We start from the raw sequence: 18,990 nt of genomic DNA on the forward strand, positions 1-18,990 counted from the left end.
ACAAACACCTTCCACTTCTTTTTCTTTATTAAAAGTCAAAATCAGAAAATCCATCGTTACCAAACAGTGACGGCTGTTCAATGATATCGTACGTAATTTCCTCATTTGGATCATTGCGCAATTCAATAATATAATGAAAATCATCAAGAGTGTACTCGGTATGGCGGATAAAAATATCCGGATGCTCCACCACCTTTGTCGCCTCAAGGCGCATCAGCTCCCGAATAAGCTGCCAATGCCTTTCGTTCGCCCGCCGAGTAGACACGATACCGTCAATAATGAAAATATTATCTTCGCTATATTCGTCTTCAATCAGCTGGCTGCGCACCGTTTGCTTAATCAGCGTTGATGATACAAAAAGCCAACGTTTATTCGCGCAAACACTTGCCGCAACGATCGATTCCGTTTTGCCGACGCGCGGCATTCCGCGAATGCCAATCAGCTTATGGCCTTTTTCTTTAAAAATCTCCGCCATAAAATCAACTAGCAGCCCAAGTTCATCGCGTACGAAGCGAAACGTTTTTTTATCGTCGGCGTCGCGCTGGATATAGCGGCCGTGACGGACAGCAAGGCGATCGAGCAGCTTCGGCTGCCGCAACTTTGTCACTGTAATATTATCCATTGTTTGCAAAATGGTAGACAATCGTTCGATCTGTTCGTTATTATCACAAAGAAGAAGCATGCCACGCCGCGAACCATGGACGCCGTTAATCGTAACAATATTAATAGACAACATTCCTAATAATGAAGCAACATCGCCTAACAAACCCGGACGGTTAATATGTATTTCATATTCCAAATACCACTCCTGCTTCCCCATCCCGTCTCTCCTCCCACATCACAAAATGCCCGCACAAACTCCTATGATAAGTTCATACTACTATAATATCGAATGGGAAAGCAACAGAAAAGGGATTAGAATGAAAAAAGAGGGGAAATCTCCCCTCTTTACACGTTATTTATTTTTGTTGCACTAATTTGATCATCATGTTTGCAATAGCGTGCTGCTCTTGTTCGTCGGCAACGCTCCAGAGGTCAGCAAGCAACCGTTCTTCTGAGTTTTTTGGATCTACTTGTTTTGCTAAATAATCACCGATTTGATAAGCGACGTCTGCGATCACTTGTTGGCTTAATCCTTGCTGCTGTGCTTGTTGAAGGCGGTCTGCCAGGAAGTCTTTCCATTGTTCGAAGTTGTCCAATACAGACATACGTATAACCTCCTTGATTTTCGTTTCAAGGATAGTTTGTCTGCTTTTTGTTAAAAATATACTTAACAGTACCAACCGCCATTGACGGAAATAATTTGTCCCGTTATGTATGAAGCAGCGTCAGAGAGCAGAAATGCCACCGTTTTCGCCACCTCATCCGGCGTGCCGATGCGCCCGATCGGAATATCGTCAGCAATCGAGCGCAATTCTTCCTCGCTGAACCGGCGCAACATATCGGTATCAATCGCCCCCGGAGCAACGGCATTCACGCGGATGCCGCTGGGCGCTAATTCTTTTGCAAGCGCCTTAACAAACGCGTTTTGCCCGCCTTTGACCATGGAATAGACGACTTCGCAGGAAGCGCCTGTTAAGCCCCAAATCGACGAAATAACAACGATATTTCCCCGCTTGTTTGCAATCATCTGTGGCAACAGCTTTTTCGTCAACAAAATCGGGCTTGTCACATGAAGCTGAACCATTCTTCGCACCAACTCATCGCTCATATCCGTAATGAGACCGTAATAGCTGTCTCCGCTGTTATGAATAATGACATCGATAGGACGATTGATTTGCGAAAGCAGCGTGTCTACGCCATTTTCCTGCGAAAGATCAGCTTGAACAGGAATGACGTGAACGTTGGCCAGTTCGTTTTTCAGCTTTTCTACTTGCTCGCGGCGGCGGTGATAATGCAGCAAAAGACCGTAGCCGTCAGAAGCGAGCTGGCGGGCGATGCTTGTCCCAATTCCCCCGCTTGCTCCGGTAATAAGCGCGTATTTCATGACAATCCCCCTAAAAAAGCATCCTCCATAAGAAGGATGCTACTTTCTTTCTTTTGGAACGACTTGGCATACCGCTATTTGCGATTCGCGGAAACATTGTTTGGCGATTTGATCCATCTGTTCGATCGTTAATGACTGTAACACTGGAATGATATCAAACAAGCTTACTTCGTTAAACGCGTATCGCGTAAACTGGTTGGCAATATATTCCGGAGAGTTTAGCGAACGCAAAAACGCACCGATTTTTTTCTTTTTCACCCGCTCTAATTGCGCGTCTGTTACGGAATCACCCGAGAAAGACAGCAAGATTTGTTTAATTTCTTCGCTAAGCCGGTCTGGATCGCTCGTATCCCCGCCGACCATCGCAAAGCCAAACTCCCGCTCTTCCGTGTAATCGTACATAAACGTTTCATCAATTAGCCCAAGCTCATACAGCCGCTCATAATGCGGCGAGCTTTTCCCGAATAAATAATCTAACAAAACATTGAACGCCAACTCGTGAATCAATTTTTCTTTACCGGCCGGATGAACAATTGGGGCCTTAATTCCGACGATGCATTTGCTCGTTTGCACATGCATCGGAATGACTTTCTTTTCTTCCGCTTTCTCTTTCGGTTCATCGTACACAAAGCGCTGAATCTCGCCAGCTTTTGGAAACGATTTTTTTGCCTGGTTATCGCGAACTTGCTGCATGATTTTTTGTTCATCGACCGGCCCGACGATAAACAACAGCATATTGCTCGGATGGTAAAACGTTTCGTAACATTCGTATAACAATTCTTTCGTAATATGGGAAATGGATTCAACCGTGCCGGCAATATCAATTTTCACCGGATGGTTTTGATACATGCTTTCAATGGCGCCAAAATAAACGCGCCAGTCCGGATTGTCGTCGTACATGCGAATTTCTTGGCCGATGATTCCTTTTTCTTTTTCTACCGTTTGCTCAGAAAAATATGGGCTTTGCACAAAATCGATGAGCGTTTCTAAATTTTTTTCTACATTTGTCGTGCTTGAAAACAAATAGGCCGTACGCGTAAACGAAGTGAAGGCGTTTGCCGAGGCTCCTTGTTTGCTGAACTGTTGGAACACATCGCCATCTTCTTTTTCGAACAGTTTATGCTCTAAAAAGTGAGCGATTCCGTCCGGCACCCGCTTCATCTCCGTCTTCCCGAGCGGAACAAATTGATTGTCAACCGACCCATATTTTGCCGTAAACGTTGCATACGTTTTGTTAAACCCTTTTTTTGGTAAAATGTACACATCTAAACCGTTTTCCATTTTTTCATAAAACAGCTGTTCTTGCAGCTGCTCATAGACGATTTTCTCCATCGCTATTCCGTTCCCTCCATTCCGGTCAGGAAGTAAATCGTATCAAGTTCGACTTTGCCAGCAACGCGCACGATTTCCTCCCGCGATACACTGTCTGTGCCTGATAGCCATTCTTCAATCGACCGTTCCCGCTTCGCGACAACGTTATGGTAAAGCACTTCCACTAATCCGCGCGGCGTATCGATCGTTTCTAACAATTGGTTGCGGATCACTGCTTTCGTCTGCGCGATTTCTTCATCGGTAATATCGCCGTTTTTCATCGCTTCCATTTGCTTTTCAATAATTTGCAGCGCCTTTTGATAATTCGCTGGTTCGATGCCGGATGTGACCATCAATAACCCTTTATGGCTTTCCAAACGTGAGGCGGCATAATACGCCAAGCTTGCTTTTTCGCGGACATTCATAAACAGTTTAGAATGAGAAAAACCGCCAAAAATGCCGTTAAACATTTGCAGCGCGTAATAATCGTCGTCGTCGTATGTGATGTTCGTCCGGTAGCCAATGTTCAATTTTCCTTGTTTAATATCTTGCTTTTCGATCACTTCGTTTACTTTATCCCGCGTTTTGCTTAAAACCATTTCTCCCATAGATGAGCGAACCGTACGGTTTGGCAGCGAAAAATGCGAGGCAACTGCTTCCAATACAGTTTCTTCTTGTACGTCTCCGATAACGTATAAATCGATTTCGTCTTCTTGCAGCGCTTTTTTATAATATTGAAAAAGCTCCTCCGCCGTAATGCGGTCCACATCGTCTAGTTCGCCGTTAGCATTCAGGGCGTACGGCTCTCCTTTGCACATTTCTTGAATAAGCCGCAAGCTTGCATACCGCATTTTATCGTCATATACTGCTTGAATGCGCTGCTTAAGCGCTCGCTTTTCTTGCTCCACAATGCGGTCGACAAACCGGCCGTCTTGTAGGGCGGGGCGAAGAATAATATCGCTTAACAGCTTGAGAGCATTGCGAAGAAGCGGCATTTTCTCTTGCAAAAACACTTCATTTGCCACGTCGATGCGAATCGTAATAATATGGCTTTCGCCTTTTTTGGATAAATCAACATTTAACGTCGCTCCATACAGTTCATCTAAATATGTGCGCAGCTGCTTCGCGCTTGGATGCTCGGCGGTGCCGCTTTGCAGCACATACGGCAAAAGGGCGCGCAACGTCACCGTTTCGTTTGCCAGCGGCGCTTTCATTTTCCATACGAGCGTATTGGTTTTATATTTATTTGTCGGAATCGTATGGACGTTTATATTCTCTATTGCCGTTATTTTTTCATTGACCAATCGAACTCCTCCTTTAACGTGAGCTTGCCGATATTTTATTGTTGTGTTCATCATATCAACAATATACCTTTTATAAAACGCAAAATGCAAATAAAAGCAAAAAAGAACTCGAACAAGCGTCGAGTTCTTTCCGCGGACTTTTACCGTTTTCCTTTAATGTAAGGCATGCCTGAAGCTTTCGGCGCTTCCGCACGGCCGATAAAGCCGGCAAGCGCCAAAATCGTCAGCACATATGGCGCGATCAACAAATAGACCGTCGGTACATTTTTTAAAAATGGAATCGTTTTTCCGACAATGCTTAAACTTTGCGCCAAGCCGAAAAACAACGCTGCTCCCATCGCACCGATCGGATGCCATTTTCCGAAAATCATCGCTGCGAGCGCCATAAAACCGTGCCCGGAAATCGTCGCATGGCTAAAATCACGGGAAATGATCGTCGCGTACACCGCGCCGCCGATTCCGCCTAACGCTCCGCTGATCATAACGGCGATGTAACGCATTTTCGTCACGTTGATTCCCATCGTATCCGCTGCCATCGGATGCTCGCCGACTGCGCGAAGCCGAAGGCCGAACGGCGTTTTGTAAATGACGTACCATGCGACGAACGCCAAAATAATCGCCAAATACGATGGAACGTACGTATTGGAGAAAAAGAGCGGCCCAATCACGGGAATATCGCTTAATACAGGGATGTCAATTTTATCAAATCCAATTTGAATTTGGTCGGTCTGTCCTTTTCCGTACATTTTTTTGACTAAAAAGAGCGATAATCCAAGCGCTAAAAAGTTAATCGCCACACCGCTGACGACTTGATCGGCGCGAAACGAAATGGATGCAACGGCGTGGAGCAGCGAAAAAATGGTGCCGACGATCATCGCAGCGAGCAAAGCGAGCCATGGGGTGAGCGCCCCGAACGTGTCGGCAAACGTCAAATTGAAAACGATGCTAACAAACGCTCCGATGATCATTAATCCTTCCAGACCGATGTTCACAACGCCGGATCGTTCGCTAAATACGCCACCAAGCGCCGTAAAAATAAGGGGAGCAGCAAAGAAAATGGCAGATGGAATAATCACTTGCAATACTTCATAGACGCTCACTTATTCCGCCCCCTTTTTCAAACGAGATAATAATAAGCGAATAACATAGCTTGACGCGACAAAGAAAATAATGAGCGCAATAATAATATCGACTAGTTCTGTCGGCACACCCGCGCTTGATGGCATCTCTAACGCCCCAACTTTCAACGCGCCGAACAATAGCGCCGATAGCAATATCCCAAATGCGTTATTTCCGCCAATCAGCGCAACGGCGATGCCATCAAATCCTATACCAGTAAAACCAGCTTTCACAGAAATATTTCCGAAAGTGCCTAGCCCTTCCATCGCACCGGCGATTCCGGCGAACGCTCCAGAAATCACCATCGATAAAATTATATTTGCTCTTACGTTCATTCCCGCATATTGAGAAGCGTGCTGGTTAAACCCGACAGCGCGCAGCTCAAACCCTTTTGTCGTTTTTTCAAGCAGAAACCACATCACGACCGCGCCGATGATCGCAATAATGATGCCATAATGCATGGAAGAGTGGTACGTAATCGATTCTAAAAACTCCGAGCGAAGCGACGCGCTTTCATGCACCTGCTTTGATTTAAAGCCTTCCTCCGATAAAACAGAGCGGATGACAGCATTTGTCACATGAAGCGCAATATAGTTCATCATAATCGTAATAATCACTTCATGCACTTTTAAATACGCCTTTAAAATCCCAGGAATGAGTGCCCATAGTGATCCCGCCAGCGCTGCTGCAAAAATCGCCAGCGGCAGGTGAATGGCTTTCGGAAGCTCAAACGATACGCCGACCCATACTGCCGCGAGCCAGCCGACAATGAGCTGGCCTTCCACACCGATGTTAAACAGGCCGGTACGGAACGCAAACGCAACGGCAAGACCCGCCAAAATATAAGGCGTCGTCTGTCGGATCGTTTCGCCAATGTAATACGGATCGCCAAACGCTCCGTATAGCAGCGCGGAATATCCCGCGATCGGATTATAGCCGCTAATAATCATCACGATGGAGCCGACGATCATTCCTAATAAAACTGCGAGCACAGGAACGAGAAAATGATTAAGCCGACTTGAATTCATGAAGACACACCTGCTTCCTTCCGTTTACTTCCCGCCATTAATAGCCCGAGTTCTTGCTCTGTCGTTTCTTTCGGATCGACAATGGCAACGATTTTTCCTTCGTAAATAACGGCGATGCGGTCACTTACGTTCATCACTTCATCTAGTTCAAATGAAACAAGAAGCACCGCTTTCCCTTTGTCCCTCTGTTCGATCAGACGCCGATGAATAAACTCAATTGCCCCAACGTCAAGGCCGCGCGTCGGCTGAGCGGCAATGAGCAAGTCCGGGTCGCGGTCGACTTCTCGGCCGATAATCGCTTTTTGCTGGTTTCCGCCGGACAGCGCACGCGCTTTCGTATATTCATCCGGAGTCCGCACATCAAATTCGGCAATGAGCTGGCGCGCTTTTTCATAAATCGCTTTAAAGTTTAAAACTCCGCTTTTTGAATATGGCGGTTTGTAATACGTTTGCAGCACCATATTTTCCCCGATGGGAAAATCAAGAACAAGCCCGTGTTTGTGGCGGTCCTGCGGGATATGGCCGACGCCTGCTTCGATAATTTTTCGTGGCGGAAGGTTCGCAATATCGCGGCCGTTCAGCAAAATCGAGCCCGATTCCACTTTCACAAGTCCTGTAAGCGCCTCAATCAGCTCCGTCTGCCCGTTGCCGTCCACCCCGGCAATGCCGACGATTTCTCCAGCATGTACCGTTAAATCGAGATGATTGACAGCGGTGACGCCACGCGCGTCTTTGACAACCAAGTCCTTGATCTCAAGCACCGGTTTGCCCGGCTGCGCCGGTTTCTTTTCTGTTTTAAACTGTACTTCGCGGCCGACCATAAGAGACGCGAGCTCGTTTGGATTCGTTTCCGCAACATTTAACGTAGCAATTCCCTTTCCACGGCGAATGACCGTGACGCGGTCGCACACTTCCATAATTTCTTTTAATTTGTGGGTAATTAAAATAATTGATTTTCCCTCTTTTACCAATTTTTTCATAATTTGAATGAGTTCATGTATTTCCTGCGGGGTTAACACCGCCGTTGGTTCGTCAAAAATTAAAATGTCGGCACCACGGTACAGCGTTTTTAAAATTTCGACGCGCTGCTGCATACCGACAGAAATATCAGCGATTTTCGCCGTCGGATCTACCGCTAGCCCGTACCGTTCCGACAGTTCGCGCACTTCTTGTTCTGCCCGTTTCATATCAATGGCGCCGCCTTTTGTCGGTTCGCTGCCCAAAATAATATTTTCCGTGACCGTAAACGTATCGACAAGCATAAAATGCTGGTGCACCATGCCAATTCCAAGTTCGTTGGCAACGTTCGGGTCAGTGATGTTTACTTTTTTTCCTTTAACGCGAATCTCGCCTCCATCCGGCTGGTAGAGACCAAACAGCACGTTCATAAGCGTCGATTTCCCTGCTCCGTTTTCCCCTAAGAGCGCATGAATCTCCCCTTTTTTTAACTGCAATGTGATGTTGTCGTTTGCGACGAATTTGCCAAACACCTTTCGAATGTTCAACATTTCAATGACATATTCCAAATAAATTCACTCCTTACTTGAGCAAGGTAAAATCATAAAATGGAAAGAGGCAATAAACATGAATTGCGACCTTTCATTTTACGATTTTTGAGCGAACAAAAAGGCTAGCGGAGACACTAGCCTTTTTATTCAGTTATTTTAAGGATGCTTCAAATTGTTTATATTCTTTGCGGGTCATTGGAACTTTTACTTCACCTTTAATGATTTTTTGCTTCCATTCATCGACCGCTTTTAACACTTCTGGCTTAATGTTGTCTTGCGTTGAGGCAATGCCGACTCCGTTTTCCGGAAGGCCGTATTCAAGCGTTTTTCCGCCAGGGAAATCGCCTTCTTTGGAGCGTTTTGCCACGTCATATACGGCAACATCGACCCGTTTCACCATCGATGTTAATGTCACGTTATATGTTTTTCCGCCTACTTTCACAACGCCTTCTGGAGATTGGTCTTTGTCAACGCCAATCACCCAAATTTCGCGGTTCGGATCTTTCTTTTTCAAGTCTTTCGCTTCCGAGAACACGCCGTTTCCTGTTCCGCCAGCGGCATGGTAAATGACGTCGATGCCGGAAGCATACATGCTCGATGCAATCGCTTTTCCTTTATCGGCTTGGTCAAACGCGCCGGCATATTGCACTTCCACTTTGGCATTCGGATTAACCGCCTTTACTCCTGCACGGAATCCGCTTTCAAACTTTTCAATTAATGGAATTTCCATCCCACCGATAAAGCCGATTTTATTCGTTTTCGTCGTTAATCCTGCCACAACACCGACAAGAAACGAACCTTCGTGCTCTTTAAACGTAATGCTCGCCACATTTGGCTCATCAACGACCGTGTCAACGATCGCAAAATGCTTTTTTGGATTTTGTTCAGCAATTTCTTTTACAGCATCTCCCATTAAATATCCGATTCCATAAATGACATCAAAATCGCTGCGCACAAGTTTATTTAAGTTCGTCGCATAATCGGCGTCGCTAGATGACTGCAAGTAATCGTAACCGCCTCTGCCTTTTTTCATCCCATTATCTTTTCCGAATTTTTGCAATCCTTCCCAAGCCGATTGGTTAAAAGATTTGTCGTCAATACCGCCAACATCTGTTACCATCGCGACGCTAAACGTGTCTTTGCCGCCGGCATTATCGCCCCCTTGCCCGCCACATGCACTTAAGAGCATGCCTGTCGTCAAAACAAGGGAAAGGGCGAAGCCAAATCGTTTTTTCATTACAAAATACCCCCTAATCCAATAAAAGATGTGATGCTTTTGCATCTTCATTTATTATGATGATGAAATTATCCTAATATCCCTTATGGATGTCACCTCCTTAAAAGTTAAGCCGTTTTCGCAGCACATGGAAGCTAAATTTATCAGAGCGGAAATAGTTAATCGAATAAAAAATCGGTTCATCACTTTTATCAAAGTGCATCTGCTTTAAGACGAGCAACGCAGTTTCCGGTTCGCATTGCAAAATTGGCGAAACTTTCTCATGATAACCGAGCGGTTCGATGCGGGCTATAGCATAAGCGATATCGCGGTTCGCCTGATTATGTAAATTTTCGAACAAGGACTCCTGCTCATAAGAAATTCCTTTCGGCAAATATTTGCATAAAATTTTATCAATACAATAGACGACAGGTTCCCCGTCAGCGGTGCGGACGCGCTCAATTAAAAGAATGTCATCGTCCGCCGAGCAACGAAATTTCCGCATGTCATCCTCCGTCGGCTGTTGCACCGAAGAAGATAAAAAGATCGTCCCAGGCTTTCGTCCCGCCTGCCGGATCATATCGGTGACGCTGTTTAGCTGTTCGATCCCCGACGTGAATAGCGGTCTCGAGTTCACAAACGTTCCGACACCATGCCGGCGAATGATAACGTTTTCTTCTTCCAAAACGCGCAACGCTTCTCGCAATGTCGCGCGGCTGACCCCTAGCTGCTTCGCTAATTCAAATTCCGAGGGAAGCTTTTGCTTTTCTTTATACACTCCTGTTTCGATATCATGCTTAATTCGATCAATCACTTGTAAATATAGGTGGCGGTTGTCTGATTTAATGGACATTGTAAAAAGCCCCCATTTTTCCATTTTGCAGATATCAGACCTCTGACGTTAGACATGTAGCCTTTTCGAAATTACTATACCATTTTTTTTTGAATAAATAAATAGCAAATAAAAATTTTGTCGATGAAAGCAAAAAAACAATTGAAAACGATTTCAATGTGACATATTTTTAAGGAAACAGGCAACACATTGCCTGTTTCCTATGATGTTTTTACATTTTCTTTCGAGATGAGCACGGCGCGAGGCTTGCTTCCTTCGTACGGACCAACGACTCCGCGCGCTTCCATCGCATCAATGAGACGCGCCGCGCGATTATAGCCGATGCGAAAGCGCCGCTGCAGCATGGAAACAGAAGCGCTTTGCATCTCGACAACAAGCCGGACCGCTTCCTCGTACAATTCATCCTCGAATTCTTCGCCATCATTATTCTCTTCGTTTACCATCATTTCTTCATAGTATTGTGCTTTTTGCTGGGAAATAACAAAATCGACAACCTCTTCGACTTCTTCATCGGAAACAAACGCCCCTTGCACGCGCACCGGCTTGGAAGCACCCATCGGCAAAAATAGCATATCGCCGCGACCAAGCAGTTTTTCCGCTCCTCCCATATCCAAAATCGTCCGTGAGTCAGTTTGAGAAGAAACGCTAAAAGCGATCCGCGACGGAATGTTTGCCTTAATGACGCCGGTAATGACGTCAACGGAAGGGCGCTGTGTCGCAATAATGAGATGGATTCCCGCCGCGCGCGCCATTTGCGCCAAACGCGTAATCGAATCCTCGACATCGGAAGAAGCGACCATCATTAAATCCGCCAGCTCATCAATGATGACAACGATGTAAGGAAGAAGCGGTTGTTTTTCTTCCGATTCTTGATTATGGCGCCGTACATATTCATTATACCCTTCGATATTTCGCGTGCCTGTATGTGAAAATAATTCATATCGTCTTTCCATTTCCTGTACCACTTTTTTTAGCGCTTGCGACGCTTTTTTTGGATTCGTCACAACCGGGGCCAATAAATGCGGTACGCCGTTATATACACTTAATTCCACCATTTTCGGGTCAATCATCATCAATTTTACTTCATGCGGCTTTGTGCGCATAAGCAAGCTTATGATGATTCCGTTAATACATACGCTTTTGCCGCTTCCGGTTGCTCCGGCGATTAATAAATGCGGCATTTTATTCAGCTCGGCAACAACAACTTCTCCGGAAATGTCACGGCCTAACGGAATTAATAGTTTCGCCTCTTGTTTGTAATGGTCAATCGCTTCCAGCACTTCCCTTAAAGAAACGGTCGCAATTTCTTCATTTGGCACTTCAATGCCGATCGCCGATTTTCCCGGAATCGGCGCTTCAATGCGAATGTCCTTCGCAGCAAGGGCTAGCGCAAGGTCGTCGCTTAAACTAACAATTTTACTGACTTTCACGCCAACGTCCGGATATACTTCATATTTCGTGACCGCGGGCCCAAGATGCACTTGCGTCACTTTCGCCTTTACGCCAAAGCTTTGAAATGTTTTTTCCAGCTTGCGCGCATTTGCGTAAATGTTCGCATGATCTTTCGCTTGGCTTGTTTGTTTCGGAAGGCGGAGCAAATCAAGCGGCGGAAGCTGATAATCGGCATTTTCCATTTCGGAAAACGCAAGCGGCGGAGACTCTTCTTCCTCCGCGCTTTCCGCCTTTTCTTGCTCTCGTTCTTGTTCTATCTCATTCGAGCGCGCGGCAGTAAAATCGGAAATAATCGGCGGCGGAGAGAACGTTTCCCCCTCTTGCTGCGCGATCGGTTCCGGTGTTTTAGTTTTGCGCCGTTTCCGTTTCTGCGCTTTACCGCCCCAACGTTTTACGTCGACAATAAACGCTTGCCATTGCCGCTGCAGGAAAGACGCAAGTATCATAACCGCTTTTCCGACTGTTTCACGCAACGATTTTCCCGTAATGAAAACGACTCCGATGACAAAGAGGAAAAAACAAATCCATTTTGTGCCGAGTGCATCAAATAATTGATAACTGGCGGCAAAGAAAAATGCGCCGATCATCCCGCCGCCTAAATCGGCATCAGCCGATCCGCCGCGCACTTCGCCCCAAAACAATTCCCATGTCGTGCGAATGACGCTAGGATCAAATTGGCCGTTCCGGGACAGCAAATCGAATAACGTTTCATGACTAAGCAATAACAGTGATGAAACGATAATATATGAACCGAGGAGAACTCGATGGGTAAACGAAGGCCATCGCCGCTTCCAAATGATATAAAACGACAATAGAAATAAGGCTACAAATAATAGCATATACCATTCTCCAAAGAAAAAGCGCGCGATGAATACGAGCGTCTTGCCGACTAGCCCAAGGCGCGCCATCGCGATGACGGAAATTGCCAACATCGCAAGGCCGATCAGCTCCAATTGAAACGTTTCTTTCCAATGCCGCTTCGACCGTCTCGCTTTTTTTTGCCGTTTCCGTTTTGCCACAATCATTCACTCCAATAAACAAACTGAAAGATGGGAAAAAAGCAGCCAAATTTGGCTGCTTTTTTCCGTTTGTTCATTTATTATACCATGAATGGCCGCGGAATTCATTACGTGTTGCAACCGACATCGGGAATCTTGTTCCCGGCGCGTATTTTTGTTCTAAAAAGTGAAGCGGATTCGTGCTTAAATTTCGGACTATTTCGTATTCGTTTGTTTCCGTCTTTTGCACGAGAAACGGAATTTCATCGTAATATACCATTGTCTGTTTTTCATACTCTTCCGCCGCCGTTTGGAAAACAAGATGCTCCGGCATGATCGTATATAAAATCATTGGATCATCTTCCCTTCACCTGATTTATTCAGTTCAATCAGCTCGCGCAACTTGTCCATCGCTTTGGAAACGCCGCCGACTTCATTAATAAGCCCGTATTTCACCGCATCAGGGCCGACAACGTTCGTGCCGATATCGCGCGTTAAATTTCCTTTGGAAAACATAAGCTCCTTAAACTTTTCTTCCGTAATTTTTGAATGTTTTGTAACAAACCGGACAACCCGCTCTTGCATTTTATCCAAATATTCAAACGTTTGCGGAACGCCTATGACTAACCCAGTCAAGCGAATAGGATGAATCGTCATCGTTGCCGTTTCGGTAATAAATGAATAATCGCAAGAAACGGCAATCGGCACACCAATCGAATGGCCGCCGCCTAACACGATCGAAACGGTCGGCTTTGATAAAGAAGCGAGCATTTCCGCGATGGCTAATCCCGCTTCGACATCTCCGCCTACCGTATTTAAAATCACGAGCAGCCCTTCGATGTTTTGATTTTGCTCAATCGCAACAATTTGCGGAATAACATGTTCGTATTTTGTCGTTTTATTTTGCGGCGGCAGTTGAATATGCCCCTCAATTTGCCCGACAATCGTCAAACAGTGAATGTTCGTATCAGGCGCCATTTGCGGAACGTTTGTTTGACCTAGCTGTTGAATCGCCGATGTTGCTTGCTCATCTTTCGTTTCTTGTTCTTCTTCCGATTGTATGTAGCTTTCTTTTTCCATACACATTCTCCTTTCTTTCCATCATACATTTAGTATGCTCGAACTGGAAAAGAAAAATGCCGATAGGAAACTCCTATCGGCATGGTTCGTTGACTTTGAGCATGATTGTATTATACTTCCATAATAATTGGCAAAATCATTGGTTTGCGTTTCGTTTTTTCAAATAAAAATTGGCTCAATGCTTCGCGAATGTTTGATTTTAACGAAGACCATTCGATCACATAAGTTTGCAAACATTTATTCACGATATTTGCTACGATTTTCGTCGCTTCATCAAGCAATGTTTCGGATTCTCTTACATAGACAAAACCGCGCGAAATAATTTCCGGTCCCGCGATAATTTTTTTCAATTCTTTGTTTAATGTAACGACAACGATTAAAATCCCGTCTTGCGAGAGAAGACGCCGATCTCTTAACACGATATTGCCAACATCGCCAATGCCAAGACCATCAATTAAAATGTTGCCGTACGGAACTTTTCCACCAGGACGTGCCACACCGTTACGAAACTCAATGACATCCCCTTTGTCGATCAAAAACGTTCTTTCTTCGGAGATGCCAACCGCTTTCGCAAGATTGGCGTGCGCCTTTTGCATCCGATATTCGCCGTGAACAGGAATAAAATATTTCGGTTTCATTAAATTAAGCATTAACTTTAATTCTTCCTGACATCCGTGTCCAGAAACATGCACTTTTCTCTCGCGGTAAATGACATTCGCTCCGGCGCGATACAACGAATCAATCGTTTTGGAAAATACTAATTCATATCCTGGCATCACCGATGCCGCAACGATGACGGTATCTCCTTTTTTGATGTTGACTTGCTTGTGCGCCTGCTTTGCCATGCGAGCTAATGCGCTCATCGGCTCGCCATGCCCGCCGGTTGTCAAAATAATCAATTCTTTATCATCGTAGCGATCAATGTCATAAATAGAAATAGTCACTTTTTCTGGAAGATGCAAATATCCTAGCCGAACAGCAATATCCATCACTTTATGCAACGTTTTCCCCACAACGGCAACTTTCCGTCCATACTGCTTTGCCGCATGCAATACTTGTTGAATTCTTGTAACGTTTGACGCATAACAAGCAACAAACACCCGACCGTCCGCATTATAAATCACATCGGCAATTTCCTGGGCTACAATCGTATCCGATCCCGTATATCCCGGTCTTTCCGCATTTGTGCTATCAGATAATAAGCAAAGTACCCCTTGTTCGCCAATTTGCGCCATTTTCCCCAAATCCGCTCGATTTTTGCCGTATGGAGTCTGGTCAAATTTAAAGTCGCTCGTATAGACAATGGCGCCTTGGGACGTATGAATGCTAATTCCAACCGAATCGGGAATGCTGTGAATCGTTCGGAAAAACGTCACTTTGGCCTTATCAAAGAAAATTTCCGAATCGGAGCGAACTTCGATCAGTTTCGCATTTGTAATTCCTTGTTCCTTTAAAATCGATTCCGCCAATCCTAACGTAAGCTTCGTTCCGTACACTGGCACCGTAATTTTTTTTAGCACATAGGCAATGGCGCCGATATGTTCCTCGTGTCCGTGTGTTAAAAAAATTGCTTTAATGCGGTCTTGGCGTTCAACGAGATAGCTAATGTCGGGGATTACTTTATCAATGCCAAGCATCTCGTCTTCTGGAAACATGACACCGGCGTCGATGACAAATATGTCGTCATCCAGCTCAACCACATACATATTCTTGCCGATCTCCCCGACTCCCCCAAGGGAAAAAATCCTTATTTTCTCTACTTGTTTCGTTCTCAATGCTACGTCCTCCTATGATGATTACTAACCCGCTCAAAGTCACTTGATTTTATTATAACTGATGGGAGTTTTTGAATACAAGATTGATGATGGAGTGCTTTTTTCACAAAAAAACCAACCCACTTTACGTGGGTTGGTTTTTTGATCATAGTGTGTTTAATAGGTTCATTAGTTCGATGCGCTCTTGTTCGGTAAGCGGGACGAGCGGCAGACGAACGGAACCGACATCTAATCCTTTTAGCTGCAGCGCCGTTTTTACCGGTACAGGATTTGGCGCGGCAAACAGCCCTTTCATAATCGGCAACAGTTTTTGATGCAGCTTCGCCGCTTTGGCAAGCTCGCCAGCTTCAAAAGCGGCGATCATTTGCTGCATTTCATTGCCGATAATATGGGAAGCAACGGACACAACGCCAGCTCCGCCAATCGACAATACCGGAAGCGTAATGCCGTCGTCGCCGCTGTAAAGGAGAAAGTCATCGCGCGTGCGGGCAATAATTTCCGTCATCGCATCCAAATTGCCGCTCGCGTCTTTCACGGCGACGATATTTGGAATTTCCGATAGGCGAACAATTGTATCGACAGAAATGTTCACGACTGAACGCCCAGGAATGTTGTAAAGCATCACCGGAAGCGACGTGCTTTCGGCAATCGCTTTGAAATGTTGATACAATCCTTCCTGATTCGGTTTATTATAGTATGGCGCTACCAACATCACAGCGTCGACGCCAATTTCCTCCGCTTTTTTCGTCAGTTCAATCGATGCGCGCGTATTGTTGCTTCCCGTTCCGGCAATCACCGGGACTCGCCCGTTCACGACGGAAACGACATGGCGGAACAAAGCGACTTTTTCTTCCGTGGTTAACGTTGGCGATTCGCCTGTCGTTCCGGCAACAACGAGCGAGTCGGTTCCGTTTTCAAGCAAATAGTCGATAAGCTTTGTCGTCTTCGCAAAATCGACATTTCCTTTGCGATCAAACGGCGTTACCATCGCTGTCACGATTTTACCAAATTGAACCAATGCTTTCACTCCTCACTCCATTAATCGTATTCCCCCGTTGGCTCCTCGGAGAGGTGAAACGCGTCATGTAGCGCGTTCACCGCTTTTTTCATATCTTCTTCTTTCACTAATACCCAGATGGTCGTATGGCTATCGGCTGATTGCAAAATTTGAATTCCTTGTTCCGAAAGAGCCGTAACGATTTTTGCCGTCACTCCAGGGACGCCGGCGATCCCTGCACCGACGGTAGATACTTTCGCGCATCCCGTCGTCACGATCGGTTCATAGCCAATGCGGCGCAGAGCAGCGACCGCCCGCTCTGTCATTTCGCCGGAAACCGTATAAACAACACCGTTTGGCGAAATGTTAATAAAATCGACGCTAATTTCTTCATTTGCCATCGCCTTAAAAACGTCAGACTGCAATTCGTAATGTCCTTCTTTTGCCTGCACTTTAATTTGCGTAATGTTGGAAACGTAAGTGATGCCTGTCACTAACCGTTCTCTTACATCGCTTCCTTTCTTCGAACGGATCGAGGATGTGACAAGCGTCCCTAAAGAATCAGAATATGTTGAACGAACGCGCAGAGGAATTTTTGCCTGCATCGCAATTTCGACGGCGCGTGGATGAATGACTTTTGCCCCTTGATAGGCCATGTTGCAAATTTCTGTGTATGTGACGACATCGAGCGGGCGGGCGTTTTCGACAATGCGCGGATCGGCGGTCATAACCCCCTCGACATCGGTAAAAATATCGACCCATTCGGCGTTTAGCGCCGCGCCGAGCGCCGCCGCGGACGTATCGCTTCCGCCGCGGCCAAGCGTAGTAATATCGCCATTTTCCGCTGCTCCTTGAAAGCCGGCAACGACAACGACGTCGTATTCGTTCAACGCTTCCAACACGCGTTCGCAGCGCATTTCAATAATTTTTGCGTTCGTGTGGTCGCTGTTTGTGCGAAATCCTGCTTGTGCACCGGTAAATGCGGTTGCTTTTATTCCATGCTTGTTTAATAGGTTTGTAAAAACAACGCTGGAAATAATTTCACCACAAGCCATCAGCATATCTTGTTCGCGCTTCGTAACGTAATTGTCGGCTCCGCCGATGAGGCTAAGGAGCGTATCAGTTGCGTATGGCTCCCCTTTCCGCCCCATCGCCGAGACGACAACAACTACTTTATAGCCGTCTTCCAGCGCTTTTTCAATATGCCTGCGGGCGAAATCACGTCCGCGGTCATCGCGGACGGATGTGCCGCCAAATTTCTGGACGATAATTTTCATGTTAACACCTCGATGCCATTCGCTCCTCTTTTATTTTACAAGTCCTAGTTTAATTAAACTTTCCGCGATTTGCACAGAGTTCCATGCCGCACCTTTTAATAAATTATCCGATACGACCCATAAATGGAACGCCCGATCATCGTCTAAATCTTTGCGAATGCGCCCGACGAACACATCATATTTGCCAGCGCAGTCAACCGGCATTGGATATACTTGCTCGCTCGGGTCATCTTGCAAAATGACGCCCGGGGCATCTTTTAATACCGCTTTAATGTCGTCTGCGCTGACGCCGTCTTTTTCAATTTCGATATATACCGATTCGGAATGGCCGCTGACAACCGGAATGCGCACACATGTTGCCGCCACTTGCAGCTCTGGCATATGCATGATTTTTTTCGTTTCATTAATCATTTTCATTTCTTCAAACGTAAAGCCGTTCTCTTGGAATTTGTCAATTTGCGGGATGGCGTTAAACGCGATTTGATAATGTTTGCGATCCGATTTTACCGGTAAAATTTCTGAAACGACCGGCTCGCCGTTTAACACCGCTTTCGCTTGCGCCTTTAGTTCCTCAATCGCTTGCGCCCCGGCACCAGATACAGCTTGATACGTGGAAACGATCACTCGTTTTAGACCGAACGCTTGGCGAATCGGTTCCAGGGCAACAACCATTTGGATTGTCGAGCAGTTTGGATTGGCGATAATGCCGTTATGCCATGTTAAATCGTTTTCGTTCACTTCTGGAACAACAAGCGGTACGTTTTCGTCCATGCGAAACGCGCTTGTGTTGTCGATCACGATCGCCCCGCGTTTCACCGCTTCCGGCGCCAATGCTTTTGAGACAGAGCCGCCTGCGCTAAACAGGGCGATATCCACCCCGGCAAAACTTTCCGGAGTCGCTACTTGCACTTCGATTTCTTCATCGCGAAAGCGCATTTTTTTGCCTGCAGAACGTTCCGACGATAATAAAGTCAGTTTTCCAACTGGAAAGTTTCTATTTTCGAGCGTTTGTACCATTTGCTGGCCAACTGCACCTGTTGCTCCTACAACTGCGACGTGAAAGCGTCTTTGTTCCATAAACCATT

17 protein-coding genes are annotated in these 18,990 nt (G+C 45.9%); all 17 read right to left on the minus strand.

Annotated elements, in window-relative coordinates:
- Positions 1 to 28 precede the first annotated feature (28 nt).
- A complete protein-coding gene (locus tag MWM02_RS12875) occupies positions 29 to 820 on the minus strand; it encodes a DUF3388 domain-containing protein (RefSeq protein WP_064550971.1) in 792 nt (263 codons plus the stop codon).
- 139 nt (positions 821 to 959) lie between these two features.
- Positions 960 to 1,208, minus strand: a complete 249-nt coding sequence (locus MWM02_RS12880; RefSeq protein WP_064550972.1) for a DUF3243 domain-containing protein — start codon at positions 1,206 to 1,208, stop codon at positions 960 to 962.
- A 62-nt stretch (positions 1,209 to 1,270) separates the two neighbouring features.
- Positions 1,271 to 1,987: an elongation factor P 5-aminopentanone reductase gene (ymfI, locus tag MWM02_RS12885; RefSeq protein ID WP_064550973.1), complete on the minus strand. Its 717-nt coding sequence runs from the start codon at positions 1,985 to 1,987 to the stop codon at positions 1,271 to 1,273.
- Between the two features lie 39 nt (positions 1,988 to 2,026).
- On the minus strand, positions 2,027 to 3,319 hold the full coding sequence (yfmH, locus tag MWM02_RS12890; RefSeq protein ID WP_064550974.1) for an EF-P 5-aminopentanol modification-associated protein YfmH: 1,293 nt from the start codon (positions 3,317 to 3,319) through the stop codon (positions 2,027 to 2,029).
- Between the two features lie 2 nt (positions 3,320 to 3,321).
- On the minus strand, positions 3,322 to 4,602 hold the full coding sequence (gene yfmF, locus MWM02_RS12895; RefSeq protein WP_244402189.1) for an EF-P 5-aminopentanol modification-associated protein YfmF: 1,281 nt from the start codon (positions 4,600 to 4,602) through the stop codon (positions 3,322 to 3,324).
- Positions 4,603 to 4,742: 140 nt separating this feature from the next.
- Positions 4,743 to 5,702, minus strand: a complete 960-nt coding sequence (locus MWM02_RS12900) for an ABC transporter permease (RefSeq protein WP_064550976.1) — start codon at positions 5,700 to 5,702, stop codon at positions 4,743 to 4,745.
- Positions 5,703 to 6,749 (minus strand): ABC transporter permease, encoded by a 1,047-nt coding sequence (locus MWM02_RS12905; RefSeq protein ID WP_064550977.1) that lies wholly within the window; start codon positions 6,747 to 6,749, stop codon positions 5,703 to 5,705. It abuts the gene before it with no gap.
- A complete protein-coding gene (locus MWM02_RS12910) occupies positions 6,746 to 8,275 on the minus strand; it encodes an ABC transporter ATP-binding protein (RefSeq protein ID WP_064550978.1) in 1,530 nt (509 codons plus the stop codon). The genes MWM02_RS12905 and MWM02_RS12910 overlap by 4 nt, the downstream gene beginning before the upstream one ends.
- A 133-nt stretch (positions 8,276 to 8,408) precedes the next feature.
- Positions 8,409 to 9,494, minus strand: a complete 1,086-nt coding sequence (locus tag MWM02_RS12915; protein ID WP_064550979.1) for a BMP family lipoprotein — start codon at positions 9,492 to 9,494, stop codon at positions 8,409 to 8,411.
- Between the two features lie 100 nt (positions 9,495 to 9,594).
- Positions 9,595 to 10,326 (minus strand): GntR family transcriptional regulator, encoded by a 732-nt coding sequence (locus tag MWM02_RS12920; RefSeq protein WP_064550980.1) that lies wholly within the window; start codon positions 10,324 to 10,326, stop codon positions 9,595 to 9,597.
- Positions 10,327 to 10,526: 200 nt separating this feature from the next.
- Positions 10,527 to 12,803: a DNA translocase FtsK gene (locus tag MWM02_RS12925; protein WP_275973736.1), complete on the minus strand. Its 2,277-nt coding sequence runs from the start codon at positions 12,801 to 12,803 to the stop codon at positions 10,527 to 10,529.
- A 67-nt stretch (positions 12,804 to 12,870) separates the two neighbouring features.
- Complete coding sequence (locus MWM02_RS12930) at positions 12,871 to 13,128, minus strand: YlzJ-like family protein (RefSeq protein ID WP_244402191.1); 258 nt, start codon at positions 13,126 to 13,128, stop codon at positions 12,871 to 12,873.
- Positions 13,125 to 13,856 (minus strand): ClpP family protease, encoded by a 732-nt coding sequence (locus MWM02_RS12935; protein ID WP_064550982.1) that lies wholly within the window; start codon positions 13,854 to 13,856, stop codon positions 13,125 to 13,127. The genes MWM02_RS12930 and MWM02_RS12935 overlap by 4 nt, the downstream gene beginning before the upstream one ends.
- Positions 13,857 to 13,966: 110 nt before the next feature.
- Complete coding sequence (locus MWM02_RS12940; protein WP_064550983.1) at positions 13,967 to 15,631, minus strand: ribonuclease J; 1,665 nt, start codon at positions 15,629 to 15,631, stop codon at positions 13,967 to 13,969.
- 145 nt (positions 15,632 to 15,776) lie between these two features.
- Positions 15,777 to 16,649: a 4-hydroxy-tetrahydrodipicolinate synthase gene (gene dapA, locus MWM02_RS12945; protein ID WP_064550984.1), complete on the minus strand. Its 873-nt coding sequence runs from the start codon at positions 16,647 to 16,649 to the stop codon at positions 15,777 to 15,779.
- Between the two features lie 20 nt (positions 16,650 to 16,669).
- Positions 16,670 to 17,905: an aspartate kinase gene (gene dapG, locus MWM02_RS12950; RefSeq protein WP_064550985.1), complete on the minus strand. Its 1,236-nt coding sequence runs from the start codon at positions 17,903 to 17,905 to the stop codon at positions 16,670 to 16,672.
- Between the two features lie 30 nt (positions 17,906 to 17,935).
- Positions 17,936 to 18,982: an aspartate-semialdehyde dehydrogenase gene (asd, locus tag MWM02_RS12955; RefSeq protein ID WP_064550986.1), complete on the minus strand. Its 1,047-nt coding sequence runs from the start codon at positions 18,980 to 18,982 to the stop codon at positions 17,936 to 17,938.
- Positions 18,983 to 18,990 lie beyond the last annotated feature (8 nt).

The sequence above is a fragment of the Parageobacillus sp. KH3-4 genome, assembly GCF_022846435.1.
GTDB lineage: Bacteria > Bacillota > Bacilli > Bacillales > Anoxybacillaceae > Parageobacillus > Parageobacillus thermoglucosidasius_A.